The organism is Ideonella alba (genome assembly GCF_018069845.1).
GTDB classification, from domain to species: Bacteria; Pseudomonadota; Gammaproteobacteria; order Burkholderiales; family Burkholderiaceae_C; genus Ideonella; species Ideonella alba.
In genome coordinates, this window is sequence record NZ_JAGQDD010000008.1 from 152,201 (window position 1) to 169,750 (window position 17,550).

Genomic DNA, 17,550 nt, shown 5'->3' on the forward strand with positions numbered 1-17,550 from the left:
CTCAGTGCGGGTTGTCGAAGAAGACGTACTGGACATAATCGCCCAGCTCGAAATACACCCGCTTCTCGCCCTCGTCGACCTTGCCGTTGAGGTTCTCGTCGAGCACACCGTAGCCGAAGCGGTAGTGGCGCGGCAGGTTGTCGTCGGTGCCCAGTGCGGTGCTGAGCTTGTCGATCTTCAGGAAGCGCTTGACCACCTGGTTGCCGGCGTAGATCTCCAGCACGCCGTCGGTGCCGGTCCAGTTCTGGATCTCGCGCTTGATCTGGTTCTGCTTTTCCTGGGTGCAGCCGGCCACAGCCAGCAGCGCCACCAGGGCCAGCGCAAGGGCCTTGCTCATCGGGTGTCCTCGTCCTTGGTACCAAAGATCTTGTCGCCGGCATCGCCCAGGCCGGGGATGATGTAGCCGTGCTCGTTGAGGTGGCTGTCGATCGAGGCGGTCCAGCAGCGCACCTCGGGATGGGCCTTCTCCAGCGCCGCGATGCCCTCCGGCGCCGCCACCAGCACCAGCGCGCGGATGTCCTTGCAGCCGCGGCGCTTGAGCAGGTCAATCGTGGCGATCATCGAGCCGGCGGTGGCCAGCATCGGGTCGATGATCAGCGCGGTGCGCTCGTCCAGGTGGCCGACGAACTTCTCGAAGTAGTTCACCGGCTGCAGCGTTTCGTGGTCGCGCGCCAGGCCGACCACGCTGACCTTGGCGTTGGGGATCATGTCCAGCACGCCGTCGAGCATGCCCAGGCCGGCGCGCAGGATGGGCACCACCGTGACCTTGCGGCCGGCGATCTGGTCCACCTCGACCGGTCCGCTCCAGCAGTCGATCGTCACCTTGCCCAGCGGAAAGTCGGCCGTGGCCTCATAGGCCAGCAGGCGGGCCAGCTCGCCGGTGAGCTCGCGGAACTTCTTGGTCGAGATGTCTGCTTCGCGCAGCAGTCCGACCTTGTGGCGGACCAGCGGGTGGGGAACGGCAATGACGGGCATGGCGGCGTGGATCCGGGGGGCAGCGGCGGCCGGGCCGGCCGCCTGCGCCGGATTGTGGCCCTAAAGTGGTCGCCGGATCGGTCGATGACCGCGTTGAGCCGCACCAGATCGCGATCATGCCGACCTCGACCGACGACACCACCCTGCCCGCCGCCAGCATCCTGCTGGTCGACGACGAGCCCTCGGTGCTGAGCGCACTGCGCCGGCTGCTGCGCCCGCATGGCTACCGCCTGCAGCAGGCCACCTCGGGGGCCGAGGCGCTGGCGCTGCTGCGCGAGGCGCCGGTGGACCTGATCATCTCGGACATGCGCATGCCCGGCATGGACGGCGCGCAGTTCCTGGAGGCCTCGCGCGAGCCCGCCCCCGAAGCGGTGCGCATCCTGCTGACCGGCTACGCCGACATCTCGTCCACCGTGCAGGCGATCAACCGCGGCGAGCTGCACCGATACATCCAGAAGCCCTGGGACGACCAGGACATCCTGCTGATCGTGCGCCAGGCGCTGGAACGCCAGGGCCTGGAGCGGCGCAACCGCCAGCTGTCGGCCGAGAACGCCCGCCGCAACGAGGAACTGCGCCAGCTCAACGCCAGCCTCGAGGCCCGGGTCAAAGCCCGCACCGCCGAGATCGAGCAGATCAACGACATGCTCGAGAAGGCCTACGAGGAGCTCAACGAGAACTTCAAGCTGGCCGTCAACCTCTTCTCCGGCCTGATGGAGGCCCGCGAGGGCGGCATGGCCGGCCATGGCCGACGGGTGGCCGACCTGTCGCGCCGCGTGGCCATCAAGCTGGGGCTGTCCGAACGTGACCGTGAGGACGTCTACCTCGCCGCGCTGCTGCACGACCTGGGCAAGATGGGCTTCCCCGACGGCATGCTGCGCCGCCCGGTGTCGGTCTACAACCCCGAAGAGCTGGCCCGCTACCGCAAGCACCCGCTGGACGGCGAGGCCGCCCTGATGCCGCTGGCCAAGATGCACGGCGTGGCGCGCATGGTGCGCCAGCACCACGAACGCTACGACGGCAAGGGCTTTCCGGACGGCGTGGTGGGCGACGAGATCGTCCTGGGCGCCCGCATCATCGCCGCGGCCAGCGACTACGACGGCATGGTCACGGGCAGCCTGACCGAAAACGCCTACGGCCCGGATGCCGCGATGCAGTCCCTGCGCGGCAGCGCCGGCACCCGCTACGACCCCCGGGTGGTGGAAGCGCTGGAACAGGCCCTGGCCGAGCAGGCCCGCGAGATCAACACCGACCGCAAGGTCGACGTGCGCGAGTTGCAGCCTGGCATGGTGCTGGCGCGTGACCTGCTGTCGTCCAAGGGCGCCATCCTGCTGGCCGCCGGCTATGTGTTCGAGCCACGGGTGATCCGCCAGGTCAACGAGTTCGCCCAGCGCGAGGGCCTGCGCCTGAGCCTGTTCATCCGTGCCGAGTCCAGCACCCCGCACTTCGTCCGCCCGGCCCTGCCCGCCGTGGCCACCTCCTGATGAGCGACCTGCACCTGCCCTTTGCCGACGAGTTGCTCGCGCGCAGCCTGATCGATGCCCTGCCGGTGCCCGCCGCGCTGCACCGCGGCGACGCCTTGCTGGCTGCCAACACCGCGCTGCAGCGCCTGAGTGGCCTGGACGAGGACGCACTGCGCGCACTGCCGGCCGCCCAGCTGCTGGTCGAGACCGACCGCGCCGCACTGCAGGCCGCCGCCCGGGCCAGCCTGGCCGGACAGGAAACCCCCGCGCTGGCCAGCACCCTGCTGACGCGCGACGCCAGCGAGCGCCAGGTCGAGATCACCCAGCGCCTGGTCGTGCTGGGCGGCCAGCCGACGGTGCTGCTGACCTGCATCGACCACTCCGACATCCACCATGTGCAGAGCAGCCTGTTCGGCCTCAGCGACATGCTGCGTCAGATCGTCGACCACGCCCCGCTGGCCACCTTCGTGCTGGACATGAACCACCGGGTCACCCACTGGAACGCCGCCTGCGCCAGCCTGACCGGCAAGCCGGCCCATGAGATGATCGGCCGCACCGACACTTGGCGGGCCTTCTACCCCACCGAGCGCCCCCTGATGGCCGACCTGGTGGTGGACGGCCTGAGTGGCCCCGAGCTGATGGCGCGTTACGGCGAGGCCGCCCAGCCGTCCAAGCTGGTGCCGGGCTTCTGCGAGGTCGAGGCCTTCTTCGGCGATCTGGGCGAGACCGGGCGCTGGATCTTCTTCACCGCGGCGCCGCTGCGCAACGCCCAGGGCGAGATCATTGGCGCCGTCGGGTCGATGCAGGACATCACCACCCGCAAGCAGGCCGAGGAAGAGCTGATGTGCCACCGCAACCAGCTCGAGCTGCTGGTGGAGGCACGCTCGCAGGAGCTGGAAGCCAGCATGCAGGCGCTGGAGGCCTTCGTCGACAACGCGCCGATCGGTGTCAGCTACGTGCGTGCGCACCGCATCGAGCGCTGCAACCGGGCGATGGAGCAGATGTTCGGCATGGCCGAGGGCAGCGCGGTGGGCCGCGACACACCGTCGCTGTTCGGCAGCCCGGCCGAGTTCAAGTCCTTCCTGGCTGTGGCCGGGCCGGAGCTGCTGGCCGGCCGGCCCACGCACCAGGAGCAGTGGCTGCGCCGTGTTGACGGCGAGCGCATCTGGGTGCAGATGAACGCCTTCATGCCCGACCCCAAGGACCCCGAGTGGGGCTCCTGGTGGATGGTGCAGGACCGCACCGAGGTGCGCGCCGCCCAGGACGAGCTGCGCGAGCAGTTCGAGCGCGTGCGCGACACCAACCGCAAGCTCGAGGAAGCGCAGAACCAGCTGCTGCAGTCCGAGAAGATGGCCTCGATCGGCCAGCTCGCCGCGGGCGTGGCCCACGAGATCAACAACCCGATCGGCTTCGTCAGCTCCAACCTGAACACGCTGCGCCAGTACGTCAACGACATCCTGCGGCTGGTGGACACCGGCAAGGCCGCGATCGACCAGCTGCCCAACGAGCCGCTGCTCGACCCGGTGCGCCAGATGCGTGACGAGATCGAGATCGACTACCTGCGCGAGGACCTGCCGCAGCTGCTCGACGAGAGCGCCGATGGCCTGAGCCGGGTCAAGAAGATCGTCCAGGACCTGAAGGATTTCTCCCGCGTCGACCAGTCCGAATGGCAGGAGGCCGACCTCAACGCCGGCCTGGAATCCACGCTGAACGTGGTGCGCAACGAGGTCAAGTACAAGGCCGACGTGGTCAAGTCCCTGGGCTCGTTGCCGGCGGTGCGCTGCCTGGCAGGCCAGCTCAACCAGGTCTTCATGAACCTGATCGTCAACGCCTCGCACGCCATCAGCGGCCACGGCACGATCACGCTGTCCAGCGGCACCCAGGACGCCTGGGCCTGGATCCAGGTGGACGACACCGGCTGCGGCATGTCGGACGAGGTGCGCCGACGCATCTTCGAGCCCTTCTACACGACCAAGGAGGTCGGCAAGGGCACGGGTCTGGGCCTGTCGCTGGCCTTCTCGATCGTCCAGCGCCATGCCGGCGCGATCCAGGTGCGCTCGACACCGGGCGTGGGCAGCGCGTTCAGGGTGTGGGTGCCGATCGCCGGTCCCGAGTCGGTGCCGCCCGGCAGCCAGCCCCCCGCCTGGAGCTGAGGCCATGACCACCGCCACCGACATCCTGTTGGACGAACCCCTGGCGGACATGCTGCGCCAGTGCGAGTCACTGTGCCAGGCGGGGAGCTTCGTCGTCAGCGGCCCCGACTGGCGCGTGCGGCCCTCGGCCGGCCTGCTGACCCTGCTGGGTCTGCCAGCCCAGGCACCCGACCAGCCTCTGGACACGCTGACCTGGGTGCCCGAGGCCGAGCGCAAGCTGCTGGCCCACCTGTGGCGCAACGCCCAGCCCGGGACGGTCTTCGACCTGCGGCACACCGTGCTGACGGCCGACGGCCGGCGCCTGCAGGTGCTGCACCGCGGCCTGCTGCGCCGTGCCGCCAGCGAGCCGGACGGCCCCTCGGGCTTCGCGGTGCTGCACGACGTGACCGCGCAGCGCGAGGCCGAGGAGCGCCTGCACGCGCTGTCCAACGCCAACGAGACCACCGGTCTGCCCAACCGCGCCTGGCTGCTGCAGAAGCTGGACATCGCGGTCAGTGCCAGCAGCTGGGACCAGCGCGGCTTCAGCGTGCTGTCGATCGACGTGCCGCGCATCGCCGAGCTGGCCAGCTCGATGGGCTTCGGCGCCGCCGACGCCCTGGCCGGCGCGCTGGCCGCCCGTCTGCGGGCGCTGCGCTCGCGCGACGAGTTCGTCGCCCAGATGGGCAGCAGCGAGTTCGCGCTGGTGATCCGTCATCCGACGGGCCTGCCGCGCGAGACCATCGAGGCCCGCGCCCGCGCCGTGATCGATGCGCTTGAACAGCCGGTGCGGCTGGGCCGGGTGGATGTGCACCCGCGCTGCCGCATCGGTGTGGCCGCCTACCCCGATGACGGCCCGGCCGGCCCACGCGTGCTGGAAGCCGCGCAGACCGCGCGCGCCGATGCCGGCACCACCACGCCCATTTCCTTCCACACCGAGGACGCCGACGAGCGCAACCTGCGTGCGCTGGCGCTGGAGAACGAGCTGCGCCACGCCCTGGAGCACGGCGAGTTCCGGCTGCACTACCAGCCCCAGGTCAGCCTGCAAGGCGGCGAGATCTGTGGCGTCGAGGCACTGCTGCGCTGGTTCCGGGCCGACGGCAGCAGCGTCGCGCCCAGCGAGTTCCTGCCGGTGGCCGAGCGCTCCGGCCTGGTGGCCGCGATCGGCGACTGGGTGCTGCGCGAGGCTTGCCGCCAGGCCGTGGCCTGGCGCCAGGCTGGCGTGCCGGCCACACGCATCGCGATCAACCTGTCGCCGGTGCAGTTCCAGGTGGGCGACGTCGCCCAGAGCATCCGCAGCGCGATGGACCTCAGTGGCGCCCGGGCCGCCGACCTGGGTCTGGAGCTGACCGAGAGCGCGCTGTTGCACGACGGTGACCGCGTGGCCGACACGCTGGGCGCGCTGCAGGCCAGCGGGCTGGAGATCTCGCTGGACGATTTCGGCACCGGCTTCTCCAGCCTCAGCCGCCTGCGGCAGCTGCCGATCGACGTGCTGAAGATCGACCGCAGCTTCGTCCAGGATGTCACCACATCCGCCGAAGCGGCCTCGGTGGTGCGCTCGATCATCAACCTGGCCCACGGCCTGAAAGTGCGCGTGCTGGCCGAGGGGGTCGAGACCGAAGGACAGCTGCGCCTGCTGGCCAGCGCCGGCTGCGACGCCATCCAGGGCTACTTTTTCAGTCCCCCGGTGGACGCCGACACGCTGGCCACGATGCTGCGCACGCGCCGCCAGTTGCCGGCCGAGCTGGCCGGCACCCGCACCCGCTCGCGCACGCTGCTGCTGGTCGATGACGAGGAGAACATCCTGTCCTCGCTGCGCCGCCTGTTCCGGCGCGACGGCTACAAGCTGCTGACCGCCACCAGCGGCGAGCAGGCGCTGGCGCTGCTGGCCACCACCGAGGTGGACGTCATCGTCTCGGACCAGCGCATGCCCGGCATGGTCGGCGTGGATTTCCTGCGCCGCGCCAAGGAGCTGTGGCCCGACACGATCCGCATGACGCTTTCGGGCTTCACCGACCTGCAGACCATCATCGACGCCGTCAACGAGGGCGCGGTCTTCAAGTTCCTGACCAAGCCCTGGGACGACGACCGGCTGCGCGAGCATGTCGCCCAGGCCTTCCGCCAGAAGGAGCTGGCCGACGAGAACCGCCGGCTCACCCAGGCCCTGGCGCGTGCCAGCATCGAGCAGGCCAGCCTGAACCGGCGCATGTCCTCGCTGCTGGCCCAGCAGCGCGAGCAGGCCGAGCTGGTGGAAGCCGGCGCCGGCGGCGTGCGCGACCTGCTGGAGCTGATGCCCGCAGCCGTGCTGGGCATCGACCCCGAGGGCACGCTGGCCTACCTGAACGAGCGTGCCAGCGAACTGTTCCCGCAGGCGCTGGGATCGCTGGGCCTGCCCCCGGCGCCCGAGCTGGCCTCGGTGCTGGCGCAGCTGCGCGGTGGCCAGCCCCAGGGCGTGATCACCCTGGGCGACCAGCAGTGGCGCGGCTGGCTGCGCCACATCGATGGCGCCGAGTTCAACCGCGGCGACCTGCTGGTCCTGCTGCCCTGCTGCACGGAAGCCGCATGAAGCACGCCGATCGCCGGAGGGCCCCGTGAGCGCCACGCTGGAGCTGCCCGACCTGAGCCGCCGCCTGGCGGACCTGCCACCGCTGCCCGCGGCGCTGGCCGAGGTGCTGCAGGCGCTGCGCCAGGGCGGGCTGACGATGGAGCGCTGCATCGCGCTGATCGAGCGCGACCCGTCGCTGGCCGCACGCTGCCTGCGCCTGGCCAACTCGCCGTTCTATGGCCGGCCCGGCCGCATCGGCTCGGTCAGCGGCGCGGTCACCCTGCTGGGTCTGCGCACCGTGAACAACCTGCTGACGGCGGTCACGCTGCAGCAGGCCATCCGTCCCGAACAGTGCCCGGGCTTCGACCTCAACGGCTTCTGGCGCCATGCGATGAACGTGGCGATGACGGCCTCGACCCTCAGCGCCCGGCTGGACCTGGACCCCAGCGAGGCTTTCCTGGCCGGCCTGCTGCACGACATCGGCGAGCTGATGCTGGTGGTGCTGGTGCCCGAGATCGTGGCCGACGTCGAACGCCGGGTGGCCGAGGGCGAGTCCGCCCGCGCGGTGGAACGGCAGCTGCTGGGCACCGACCATGTCGAGGTGGGCTCGGCCGTGGCGCGGCGCTGGAACTTCCCGCCGGCCATCGTCGAGGCCATCGCCGATCACCACCGCGGCTGGCCCGAGGGCACCCAGGCGCCGGGTCTGGCCGCACTGCTGTCGCAAATCCACCAGTTGCTCGGGCCCCTGGAGCGCGGCTGGAGCGCCGAGCAGGCGCTGGCCATGGTGCCGGAAGCCACCTGGCAGGCGCTGCGCTTCGTGCCCGAGGAGCGCAGCGAGATGCTGCTGCGCCTGTCGACCAGCCTGGCGGCGATCGGCCAGGCCTGAGCGGCCGCGCTCAGGGGCGCGCGCGACGCTGGCGCAGCACCTCGTACAGGCAGACCCCGGCCGCCACCGAGACGTTCAGGCTCTCGACCGCGCCGGCCATCGGAATGCTGACCAGCTCGTCGCAGGTCTTGCGGGTGATCTGCCGCAGGCCCTTGCCCTCGGCGCCCAGCACCAGGGCCACCGGGCCGCTCAGGTCCAGGTCGTAGATCGTGCGCTCGGCATCGTCGCTGGTGCCGATGATGCGCAGGCCGCGCTCCTTCATCTCGGTCAGGCTGCGCGCCAAGTTGGTGACCATCAGGTAAGGCACGGTCTCGGCGGCCCCCGAGGCCACCTTGGCCACCGTGGCGTTCAGGCCCACCGCATGGTCCTTGGGCGCGATCACCGCGTGGGCGCCGGCGCCGTCGGCCACGCGCAGGCAGGCGCCCAGGTTGTGCGGGTCGGTCACGCCGTCCAGGGCCAGCAGCAGTGGCGCGATGCCGGCGGCCTCGACGTCCTCCATCACCTCGTCCAGCGAATGGCGCGGCTTGAGCGGCTGCACCCGCGCCACCACGCCCTGGTGGCGCGGCGAGGCGGCCAGGCGGCTGAGCTGCTCGTCGTTGCTCTCCAGCACCCGCACCCCGGCCTCGCGGGCGCGCTCGGCGAAGCTGCGCATGCGCGCGTCACGGCGGGTGGCGTCGAGGTGGATCTCGTCGATCGATTCGGGTGCGGTCTTCAGGCGCACCGTCACGGCATGGAAGCCGTAGAGGGTCTTGCTGGACATGTCGGTGGCCGAAGCGGCAAAGCCGACAGGTTAACAGGGTGGGCCGCCCTGGAAACCCGGCCCGCTGCCCCCATCATCGCGGCATGAGTCGAACCACACGCCCTGCCCCCGATGCCGAGCCCGCCGACGCCCTGGGGGGCGCCGTGCTGGGCGTGATCGGTCAGCCACCCCGCTCGCGGCTGCGCCGCCGCGCCGACCCGGCGGCCGCCAGCGACGCCCTGATCCGCAGCGCCGCCGGCAAGGCGGGTCTGGCCGCGGGCGCACTGGCCCTGCCGCTGGGGCCGATCGGCTGGCTGACGGTGCTGCCCGAGCTGGCCACCGTGTGGCGGCTGCAGAGCGCGCTGGTGGCCGACATCGCCGCGGTGCATGGCCAGCCGCCCCCCTCGCCCGAACAGCTGCTGTACTGCCTGTTCGACCACACCGGCGCCCGCGTCGTGCGCCAGCTGCTGGTGCAGACCGGCGAGCGCGGCCTGGTGCAGGTGGCCCAGGCGCAGCTGCTGCGCATGGCAGCCGCCAAGGTGGGCGCATCCATTGCCAGGCGGGTGGCCGGGCGCAGCCTGGCACGCTGGCTGCCGCTGGCCGGCGCCGCCGGCATGGCCGCCTGGGCGGCCTGGGACACCCGCCAGGTGGGCCGCACCGCGCAGGCCCTGTTCGCCCGTCCCGCACTGGAGGGATGAGCGGCGGGCCGCTGTCCGGGGACAATCCCCCCAGTCACCACGGGGAGGAATGATCACCATGCGCACCCTGCGCCATCTGCTGGCCGCCAGCCTGCTGCTGATGCTGTCCTGGGCGGCCTTCGCCCAGCCCGCCGACGACGCCCAGACGCGCGCCCGACAGACCTGGGAGGCCGCACGGGCCGCCGCCCAGGCCGGCCCGGCCAGCGTGGCGCTGTCCGGCCAGGCCCACCTGGCGCTGCCCGCCGGCCGCCTGTTCATTCCCCAGCCGCACGCCACGCGCCTGCTGCAGGCCATGGGCAACCCGGGCGAGGACCCGCGCCTGCAAGGCCTGGTGTTCCCGGCCGATGGCGGCGACTGGTTCATGACCGTGCGCTTCGAGTCGGCCGGCTACATCCGCGACGACGACGCCCGCGACTGGAAGGCCGACGAGTTGCTGCAGAGCTTCACCGAAGGCACCGAGGCCAGCAACGAGGAGCGCCTGAAGCTGGGCGCGCCGGCACTGGAGATCCTCGGCTGGGCCCAGCCGCCGGCCTATGACGCCGGCACGCACCGCCTGGTGTGGGCGATGAAGTCGCGCGAGAAGGGTCAGACCGGCGAGGACGACCTGGGCGTCAACTACAACACCTACCTGCTGGGCCGCGAGGGTTACTTCAGCATGAACCTGGTGACCGGGCTGAAGGACCTGCCGAAGTACCAGGCCGACGGCCAGGCGCTGCTGGCAGCACTGGCCTTCGACGAGGGCAAGCGCTACGCCGACTTCGACGCCAGCACCGACAAGGTCGCCGAGTACGGTCTGGCGGCCCTGGTGTTGGGGGCAGGTGCCAAGAAGCTGGGCCTGCTGGCCGTGGTGGGGGCCTTCCTGGCCAAGTTCGCCAAGCTGGGCTTCCTGGCGCTGGCCGGTCTGGGTGCCCTGGCGACACGCGTCTTCAAGCGCAAACCTGCGCGCGACGCCGAGCCGCCCGCCGCCTGAGTGCGACCATGATCAAGCTGCTGCTGCTCCTGCTGTCCGGCGCCAAGCTGGGCAAGCTGCTGGTCAGTGGCGGCTCGATGCTGCTGTCGCTGGCGGTCTACGCCATGGTGTACGGCTGGCGCTATGCCGCCGGCTTCGTCGTCCTGCTGTTCGTGCACGAACTGGGCCACCTGCTGGCGGCGCGGCACCGGGGCCTGGACGTCGGCTGGCCCACCTTCATCCCCTTCGTCGGCGCCTGGGTCGAACTGAAGGACCGCCCGCACAACGCCGAAACGGAGGCCTTCGTCGGTTTGGGCGGGCCACTGCTGGGCACGGTGGGCGCGGTGCTGTGCTACCTGCTGGCCCGCGGCGAGGGCGACCTGCCCTGGCTGCTGGCGGTGGCCTATGCCGGCTTCTTCCTGAACCTGTTCAACCTGATCCCGCTGTCGCCCTTCGATGGCGGCCGCATCACCGCGGTGCTGTCGCCGCGCATCTGGCTGCTGGGCGTCCCGGTGCTGCTGGCGCTGTTCTGGTGGCGGCCCAGCCCGATGCTGCTGATCATGGCGGTGCTGGCGGCGCCGCAGGTCTGGCGCGCGCTGCGCTGGCGGCGCGATCTCCCCGAAGCCGCCACCTACTACGCCGTGCCGCTGGGCACGAAGATCGAGTACGGCCTGTACTACCTGGCGCTGCTGGGCTTCCTGGCCGTGATGACCCACGACCTGCACGAGATGCTGCAGTCGCTGCAGCGCGGCGTGCCGCGCTGAACCGCCTCAGCGCAACGCCTGCCAGGCCATCAGCAGGCCGAACAGCAGCGGCTGGTGCAGCATGTAGATGCGCAGCGGCCGCGCACCCAGCCAGGCCAGCGGCCGCAGCACGGAGGGCAAGGCGCCGGTCAGCCAATGGCGGCGGTGGGTCAGCAGCCAGCCGCCGATCGCCAGGCCCCACAGCAGCACGCCCAGCCAGGGCAGCACGGGCACATAGTCCTCGGTCGCCGGCAGGTGCGTGCCCAGGCCCACACCCCAGCCCCAGCGCTGGTCGAACAGCGGGTGCTGCCACAGCCTCGGCGCCACCAGTGCCAGCGCGCCCAGGCCCCACAGCCACGCCTGCGCGCGGGCGGTTGCCAGGTCGCCCCCCAGTCGCGGCGCCACCCCCAGGCGCACCAGCACCAGCATCACCGCGATGCCGTGCAGCACGCCAAAGCTGATCCATCGCTGCGGAAAGACCAGCGCCGAACCGGCCGACACCAGCAGCGCGCAGGCCGCCACCTGCGCCCAGCGGCGCCAGAAGCGGCCGGCCGACTGCCCCGCCTGCACCGCCACCGCCTGGCCCAGCCCGGCGCACAGCAGGAACAGGCTGACGATCGAAGTGCGCTGCAGCGTCCAGAACGGATCCGCCAGGAACTGCTGCGGCGGCTGCAGCAGTCGGAAATGGTTCAGGTCGTAGGCGAAGTGGAACCCCACCATCCAGACGATGGCCAGGCCCCTGAGGGCATCGAGGCGGTCGAAGCGTTCGCCGGGCATGCGCCGACGATAGCGCAGCTTCGGGCCACAATCCGCCCATGACCCATGTTGCCGCCACCCGCCGATCGCCCGATGAACAGGCCCTGCTGGAGACCGCGCTGCGGGACCTGTTCGAGCACAAGGTCACCTTCAACCAGACACTGGGCATGACCATGGTCTCGCTGGCCCCCCCGGCGCCCTCGGCGCGCATCCAGATGCGGCCCGACCTGATCGGTCACTACCTGTACGGTCGCCTGCATGGCGGCGTCATTTCGGCGGTGCTCGACGCCATGGGCGGCGTGGCCGTGATGGTGGGGATCACCGAGAAATACTGTGACGAGGCCGCCGAGGTGGTGATGCACCGCTTCAGCCGCCTGGGCACGATCGACCTGCGGGTGGATTACCTGCGCCCCGGCATCGGCGAGCATTTCATCGCCTCGGCCGAGGTGGTGCGTCTGGGCGGCCGGGTGGCCAGCACCCAGATGCGGCTGGTCAACCAGGACGGCACGCTGATCGCCACCGGCGCCGCCGCCTACATCGTCAGCTGATCCGGGAAAGCCCGGCCCCGGCGCGTCACCCGGGCGACACCGCGCGCCGACGCGCCGCGCGAGGATGCGGCCCTCGCTGCCCAGGAGCCCGCATGAGCGCCACCGTCCACCGCCGCATCTGCCCCTTGTGCGAGGCCTGCTGCGGCCTCGAGATCGAGGTCGCCGACGGCCGGGTGCAGCGCATCCGCGGCGCCGACGACGACGTCTTCAGCCGCGGCTTCATCTGCCCCAAGGCGGTGGCCCTGAAGGACCTGCACGAGGACCCCGACCGCCTGCGCACGCCACTGATCCGTCGCGGCGCCACCCTGGAGCCCGCCACCTGGGACGAGGCCTTCGCCGAGATCGAGCGCCGGCTGCTGCCGATCATCGCCGAGCAGGGCCGTGACGCGGTGGCGCTGGCGGTGGGCAACCCGGCGGCGCACAAGATGGGCCTGCTGTTGTACTTCGCGCGACTGGCGCGCGCGCTGGGCTCGCGCAATGTGTTCTCGGCGTCCACGCTCGACCAGATGCCGCGCCAGCTGCAGTGCGGCTGGATGTACGGCCACTGGCTCAGCGTGCCGGTGCCCGACATCGCCCGCACCCGGCTGCTGGTGATCCTGGGCGGCAACCCGATGGCCAGCAATGGCAGCATGTGGACGGTGCCCGATTTCCGCGGCAAGGCCCGCGCGCTGCGCGAGCGCGGCGGGCGGCTGGTGGTGATCGACCCCCGCCGCACCGAGACCGCTGCGATCGCCGACACCCACCTGGCCATCCGTCCAGGCGCCGACGTCTTCCTGCTGGCCGCGCTGCTGAACGTGGTGTTTGCCGAGGGGCTGGCGCGACCGGGCCGGGCCGGCGCACTCAGCCGCGGACTGGACAGCCTGCAGGCGGCGGTCGCGCCCTTCACGCCGGAGACCGTGGCGGCGCGCTGCGGACTGGCGTCCGAGGCGATCCGCACCCTGGCGCGCGACATCGCGCGCAGCGAGGCCGCCTGCGTCTATGGCCGCCTGGGCGTGCACACCCAGCGCTGGGGCACCACCTGCGCCTGGCTGATCGATGCGCTCAACCTCGTCACGGGTCACCTGGACGAGCCTGGCGGCGCGATGTGGCCCCGTGCCGCCGCCTTCGCCGCCAACACCGAGGGCCGTCCGGGCCAGGGCCGCGGCATCGTCACCGGCCGCCACGTCAGCCGGGTCAGCGGCGCCCCTGAAGTCTTCGGCGAGCTGCCGATGACCTGTCTGGCCGAAGAGATCGCCACGCCCGGCCCTGGCCAGGTGCGCGCCCTGATCACCGCCGGAACCAACCCGGTGCTGTCGGCACCGGGCGGCCCGCGCCTGGCCGACGCCCTGGACGGCCTGGAATTCATGGTCAGCCTGGACATCTACCTCAACGAGACCAGCCGCCACGCCGACGTCATCCTGCCCGGCCGCTCACCGCTGGAGGACGGCCACTACGACGTCGCCTTCCCGCAGCTGTCCGACCGCAACCACGCCCGCTACAGCCCCGCCGTGCTGCCCGCCGACGACGCCGCCCACCCGCCGGAGTGGCGCCTGCTGCTGCGCCTGGCGGCGCTGGTCAGCGGCCAGGGCCGCGACGCCGACCTGGACGCGCTGGATGACGCGCTGCTCGCCGAGGACCTGCGCCGCCGCGCCCCGCAGCACGCGGAGGCACTGATGGCCGCGCTGTCGCCGCGCCGCGGCCCCGAGCGCCTGCTCGATCTGGCGCTGCGCGCCGGCCCCTACGGCGACGCCTTCGGCCAGCGCCCGGGGGGCCTGAGCCTGGACCGGGTGGCCGCCGCGCCCGCCGGCATCGACCTGGGCGAGTTGCAGCCGCGCCTGCCCGAGGTGCTGCGCACGCCCGACGGCCTGATCGACCTGGCACCCGCCGCCTGCGTGGCCGACCTGGCGCAGGCCGCCGAGCGGCTGGCCGACCCAGCCCCGCCGCTGGTCGTGATCGGCCGGCGCGACCTGCGCAGCAACAACAGCTGGATGCACAACCTGCCGGTGCTGGCCAAGGGCCCCGACCGCAGCACGCTGTGGGTCCATCCGGACGATGCCGCGGCACATGGCGTGGCCGATGGCGCGTCGGCGCGCCTGGCCGGCCCGGGCGGCGCGGTGGGGGTGCGGGTGGCCTGCAGCACCGATCTGCCCCGGGGCGTGGTCTGCCTGCCGCACGGCTGGGGCCACGACCGGCCTGGCGCCCAGTTGCGCGTCGCGGCCGAACGCCCGGGCGCCAGCCTCAATGACCTGCTCGACGAGCGCCTGCGCGACCCGCTGTCGGGCAACGCCGTGCTGGCCGGCGTGCCGGTGACCCTGGCGCCCGCCTGACAGCCCCACGCCAGGGGCGACGGGTATCATGCGCGCCGTTTCGCGGCGGGCCCGGTGCCCACTGCCCCTCACTGCGGAGTCATGTCATGCAAGTCGTCTGCCTGGACCTCGAAGGCGTCCTGGTGCCCGAGATCTGGATCGCGTTTTCCCAGCGCACCGGCATCCCCGAGTTTTCGCGCACCACCCGCGAAGAGCCCGACTATGACAAGTTGATGCGCTTTCGCATCGACCTGCTGGCCCAGCATGGCCTGAAGCTGCAGGACATCCAGGAGGTCATTGGCGGCATGCAGCCATTGGAGGGCGCCAAGGCATTCCTCGACACGCTGCGCGAGGAGTTCCAGGTCATCATCCTGTCGGACACTTTCTATGAGTTCGCCGACCCGCTGATGCGCCAGCTCGGCCGCCCCACGCTGTTCTGCCACAAGCTGGTGATCGACGAGCAGGGCTTCGTGCGTGACTACCGTCTGCGCCAGCCCGACCAGAAACGCCATGCGGTGAACGCGCTCAAGGGCCTGAACTTCCAGGTCATGGCCGCCGGCGACAGCTACAACGACACCGGCATGCTGGGCGCCGCCCACGCCGGCTTCTTCATCCATCCGCCGGCGTCCATCGTCGAGCAGTTCCCGCAGTTCCCGGTGAACCACGACTACGCGCAACTGCTGGCCAACTTCCGCGCGGCCTCCCGGCGCCTGCTCGCGGCGGCCTGACCCCACAGCGGCGCGGCACCGGCCACGCCGGTACCATGCGCGCCATGAGCCGCCCTGACACGCTGGAACTGCTGGCCCCCGCCCGCGATGCCGAGATCGGCATCGAGGCGGTCAACCATGGCGCGGACGCGGTCTACATCGGCGGCCCCGGCTTCGGCGCGCGGGCGGCGGCCGGCAATCCGGTGACCGAGATCGAGCGCCTGGTGCGCCACGCGCATCGCTTCGGCGCGAAGATCTTCGTCACCCTCAACACCATCCTGCGCGACGACGAACTGGCGCCTGCCGCCCGCATGGTGCGCGAGGTCTACGAGGCCGGCGTCGATGCGCTGATCGTGCAGGACATGGGCCTGATGGAGCTGGACCTGCCGCCCATCGAGATCCATGCCTCCACCCAGTGCGACATCCGCACGCTGGACAAGGCCCGCTTCCTGGCGGCCAGCGGCTTCTCGCAGCTGGTGCTGGCGCGTGAGCTGACATTGCCGCAGATCCAGGAGATCGCCCAGGCCCTGCCCGACACCGTGATCGAGTTCTTCGTCCACGGCGCGCTGTGCGTGGCCTACAGCGGCCAGTGCTATGTCAGCCATGCGCAGACCGGCCGCAGCGCCAACCGCGGCGACTGCTCGCAGGCCTGCCGCCTGCCCTGGACCGTCACCGACACCGCCGGGCGCATCGTCGCGCACGAGAAGCATGTGCTGTCGATGAAGGACAACAACCAGTCGGCCAACCTGGGCGCGCTGATCGACGCCGGCGTGCGCAGCTTCAAGATCGAGGGCCGCTACAAGGACATGGGCTACGTGAAGAACATCACCGCCCATTACCGCCGCCTGCTCGACGACGAGCTGGCCCTGCGGCCGTCGCTGCGCGCCGCGTCGTCGGGCCGCACCACCTTCAGCTTCAACCCTGACCCGCAGCGCAACTTCAACCGCGGCGCTACCGATTACTTCGTCAACGGCCGCCAGATCGACATCGGTGCCTTCGACACCCCCAAGCACGCCGGCATGCCCCTGGGCCATGTGCTGAAGGTGGCGAAGGACCACCTGGAGGTGCAGCTTGACGCCGGTGTCGGCGAGCCGAACAACGGCGACTCGATCACCTGGTTCGACCTGCAGGGTGAACTCGCCGGGGTGCAGGTCAACACCGTCGAGGCGATCGATGCCGCCGCCGGGCGCTGGAAGCTGGTGCCCAAGGAGCCGATCGCCACGCTGAAGGACCTGCGCCGCGACACCGTGCTCAGCCGCAACCGCGACATGGCCTGGGACCGCGTGCTGCGCAAGAAGAGCGCCGAGCGCCGGATCGCGCTGGACCTGCGCCTGTCCGACACCCCCGAGGGTTTCGCACTGGACGTGGTCGATGCCGATGGCCATGCGGCGCGCGCCACGTTGGCGCACACGCACCAGCCCGCAGAACAGACGCAGCGGGCCGAGGCCGCGCTGCGCGAGGGCCTGGGCAAACTGGGCGCCACGATCTTCGAGGCCCGCTCGGTGCGCCTGACACTGAGCCAGCCCTGGTTCCTGCCTGCCGCGGCGCTCAATGCACTGCGCCGGGACGCAGTGGCCGCGCTCGAGGCCGTGCGCGAGCAGGCCCGTCGGGCCCGGCGCCCGCAGCGCCGCGCCGAACAGCAGCCGCCGGTGCCTTACCCCGAGGACACGCTGAGCTACCTGGCCAATGTCTACAACCACAAGGCCCATGACTTCTATGTGCGCCATGGCGTGCAGGTGGTGGGCGCCGCGTACGAGAGCCACCAGGAACTGGGCGACGCCAGCCTGATGATCACCAAGCACTGCGTGCGTTTCTCGCTGAGCCTGTGCCCCAAGCAGGCCAAGGGCGTGACCGGCGTGCAGGGCACGGTGCGCGCCGAGCCGCTGACCATCCAGCACGGCGACGAGATCCTGAGCCTGCGCTTCGACTGCAAGCCCTGCGAGATGCATGTGGTGGGCCGGATGCAGCGCTCGGTCGTGAACAAGGCCAGGCAGATGCGGCAGGACGACGGCACACCTGTGCGTTTCTACCGCCAGCGCCCCTGAGTGGCGCGGCGTTCTGGGGATGGCAAACGCCACCCATGCGCTCGGACAATGAGCGCAGCTGATGACTTTGCCTGCCTGCCCCGTT

The 17,550-nt window shown here is 71.2% G+C and carries 15 protein-coding genes; 11 read left to right on the top strand and 4 right to left on the bottom strand.

The window, feature by feature from the left end:
• Position 1: 1 nt before the first annotated feature.
• Positions 2 to 337 carry a hypothetical protein gene (locus KAK03_RS12965; protein WP_210854373.1) on the bottom strand — a complete coding sequence of 112 codons (336 nt, stop codon included), beginning with the start codon at positions 335 to 337 and terminating at the stop codon, positions 2 to 4.
• Entirely contained in the window at positions 334 to 975 is a 642-nt protein-coding gene (upp, locus tag KAK03_RS12970; protein WP_210854374.1) for a uracil phosphoribosyltransferase, read from the bottom strand. Before upp ends, KAK03_RS12965 begins: the two co-directional genes overlap by 4 nt.
• A 116-nt stretch (positions 976 to 1,091) precedes the next feature.
• Between upp and nosR the strand changes: the two genes are divergently transcribed.
• Genes nosR through KAK03_RS12990 form a run of 4 tightly spaced genes read left to right on the top strand, consistent with a single transcriptional unit; the run spans position 1,092 to position 7,995 of the window.
• Positions 1,092 to 2,456, top strand: coding sequence for a response regulator c-di-GMP phosphodiesterase, NosR family (gene nosR / locus KAK03_RS12975; protein ID WP_210854375.1), 1,365 nt, complete (start codon positions 1,092 to 1,094; stop codon positions 2,454 to 2,456).
• Positions 2,456 to 4,588, top strand: a complete 2,133-nt coding sequence (locus KAK03_RS12980; RefSeq protein WP_210854376.1) for a PAS domain-containing sensor histidine kinase — start codon at positions 2,456 to 2,458, stop codon at positions 4,586 to 4,588. Before nosR ends, KAK03_RS12980 begins: the two co-directional genes overlap by 1 nt.
• A gap of 4 nt (positions 4,589 to 4,592) precedes the next feature.
• Positions 4,593 to 7,130: an EAL domain-containing protein gene (locus KAK03_RS12985; protein WP_210854377.1), complete on the top strand. Its 2,538-nt coding sequence runs from the start codon at positions 4,593 to 4,595 to the stop codon at positions 7,128 to 7,130.
• 25 nt (positions 7,131 to 7,155) lie between these two features.
• Positions 7,156 to 7,995 (top strand): HDOD domain-containing protein, encoded by an 840-nt coding sequence (locus KAK03_RS12990; protein ID WP_210854378.1) that lies wholly within the window; start codon positions 7,156 to 7,158, stop codon positions 7,993 to 7,995.
• A gap of 10 nt (positions 7,996 to 8,005) precedes the next feature.
• Here the strand turns inward: KAK03_RS12990 and rlmB are convergent, their stop codons facing one another.
• Positions 8,006 to 8,755 (bottom strand): 23S rRNA (guanosine(2251)-2'-O)-methyltransferase RlmB, encoded by a 750-nt coding sequence (gene rlmB / locus KAK03_RS12995; protein ID WP_210854379.1) that lies wholly within the window; start codon positions 8,753 to 8,755, stop codon positions 8,006 to 8,008.
• Between the two features lie 83 nt (positions 8,756 to 8,838).
• Here rlmB and KAK03_RS13000 point away from each other — a divergent pair, with 83 nt between their 5' ends.
• From KAK03_RS13000 to KAK03_RS13010, 3 genes are read left to right on the top strand one after another with little or no spacing between them, the layout of a single operon-like run.
• Positions 8,839 to 9,432, top strand: a complete 594-nt coding sequence (locus KAK03_RS13000) for a hypothetical protein (RefSeq protein WP_210854380.1) — start codon at positions 8,839 to 8,841, stop codon at positions 9,430 to 9,432.
• A gap of 58 nt (positions 9,433 to 9,490) precedes the next feature.
• Entirely contained in the window at positions 9,491 to 10,402 is a 912-nt protein-coding gene (locus KAK03_RS13005; protein WP_247661132.1) for a DUF2167 domain-containing protein, read from the top strand.
• A gap of 8 nt (positions 10,403 to 10,410) precedes the next feature.
• Positions 10,411 to 11,145, top strand: coding sequence for a site-2 protease family protein (locus tag KAK03_RS13010; RefSeq protein WP_210854382.1), 735 nt, complete (start codon positions 10,411 to 10,413; stop codon positions 11,143 to 11,145).
• A gap of 6 nt (positions 11,146 to 11,151) precedes the next feature.
• On the opposite strand, the gene KAK03_RS13015 is transcribed toward KAK03_RS13010, so the two are convergent.
• Positions 11,152 to 11,901, bottom strand: a complete 750-nt coding sequence (locus tag KAK03_RS13015; RefSeq protein ID WP_210854383.1) for an acetyltransferase domain-containing protein — start codon at positions 11,899 to 11,901, stop codon at positions 11,152 to 11,154.
• Between the two features lie 38 nt (positions 11,902 to 11,939).
• On the opposite strand from KAK03_RS13015, the gene KAK03_RS13020 reads away from it, so the two are divergent.
• The 4 genes from KAK03_RS13020 to KAK03_RS13035 all read left to right on the top strand — a co-directional run bounded on the left by KAK03_RS13020 (position 11,940) and on the right by KAK03_RS13035 (position 17,465).
• Complete coding sequence (locus KAK03_RS13020) at positions 11,940 to 12,428, top strand: thioesterase family protein (RefSeq protein WP_210854384.1); 489 nt, start codon at positions 11,940 to 11,942, stop codon at positions 12,426 to 12,428.
• 92 nt (positions 12,429 to 12,520) lie between these two features.
• Positions 12,521 to 14,734, top strand: a complete 2,214-nt coding sequence (locus tag KAK03_RS13025) for a molybdopterin-dependent oxidoreductase (RefSeq protein ID WP_210854385.1) — start codon at positions 12,521 to 12,523, stop codon at positions 14,732 to 14,734.
• Positions 14,735 to 14,820: 86 nt separating this feature from the next.
• Positions 14,821 to 15,441 carry a bifunctional phosphoserine phosphatase/homoserine phosphotransferase ThrH gene (thrH, locus tag KAK03_RS13030; protein ID WP_210854386.1) on the top strand — a complete coding sequence of 207 codons (621 nt, stop codon included), beginning with the start codon at positions 14,821 to 14,823 and terminating at the stop codon, positions 15,439 to 15,441.
• 44 nt (positions 15,442 to 15,485) lie between these two features.
• On the top strand, positions 15,486 to 17,465 hold the full coding sequence (locus KAK03_RS13035; RefSeq protein WP_210854387.1) for a peptidase U32 family protein: 1,980 nt from the start codon (positions 15,486 to 15,488) through the stop codon (positions 17,463 to 17,465).
• Positions 17,466 to 17,550: the final 85 nt, after the last annotated feature.

Coding starts and splice junctions, on each gene's coding strand:
- KAK03_RS13020 (WP_210854384.1), top strand. CDS start 11,940: ATGACCCATGTTGCCGCCACCCGCCGATCGCCCGATGAACAGGCCCTG.
- KAK03_RS13015 (WP_210854383.1), bottom strand. CDS start 11,901: ATGCCCGGCGAACGCTTCGACCGCCTCGATGCCCTCAGGGGCCTGGCC.
- KAK03_RS12965 (WP_210854373.1), bottom strand. CDS start 337: ATGAGCAAGGCCCTTGCGCTGGCCCTGGTGGCGCTGCTGGCTGTGGCC.
- KAK03_RS13035 (WP_210854387.1), top strand. CDS start 15,486: ATGAGCCGCCCTGACACGCTGGAACTGCTGGCCCCCGCCCGCGATGCC.
- KAK03_RS12980 (WP_210854376.1), top strand. CDS start 2,456: ATGAGCGACCTGCACCTGCCCTTTGCCGACGAGTTGCTCGCGCGCAGC.
- KAK03_RS13010 (WP_210854382.1), top strand. CDS start 10,411: ATGATCAAGCTGCTGCTGCTCCTGCTGTCCGGCGCCAAGCTGGGCAAG.
- KAK03_RS12985 (WP_210854377.1), top strand. CDS start 4,593: ATGACCACCGCCACCGACATCCTGTTGGACGAACCCCTGGCGGACATG.
- KAK03_RS13000 (WP_210854380.1), top strand. CDS start 8,839: ATGAGTCGAACCACACGCCCTGCCCCCGATGCCGAGCCCGCCGACGCC.
- thrH (WP_210854386.1), top strand. CDS start 14,821: ATGCAAGTCGTCTGCCTGGACCTCGAAGGCGTCCTGGTGCCCGAGATC.
- KAK03_RS13025 (WP_210854385.1), top strand. CDS start 12,521: ATGAGCGCCACCGTCCACCGCCGCATCTGCCCCTTGTGCGAGGCCTGC.
- upp (WP_210854374.1), bottom strand. CDS start 975: ATGCCCGTCATTGCCGTTCCCCACCCGCTGGTCCGCCACAAGGTCGGA.
- rlmB (WP_210854379.1), bottom strand. CDS start 8,755: ATGTCCAGCAAGACCCTCTACGGCTTCCATGCCGTGACGGTGCGCCTG.
- nosR (WP_210854375.1), top strand. CDS start 1,092: ATGCCGACCTCGACCGACGACACCACCCTGCCCGCCGCCAGCATCCTG.
- KAK03_RS13005 (WP_247661132.1), top strand. CDS start 9,491: ATGCGCACCCTGCGCCATCTGCTGGCCGCCAGCCTGCTGCTGATGCTG.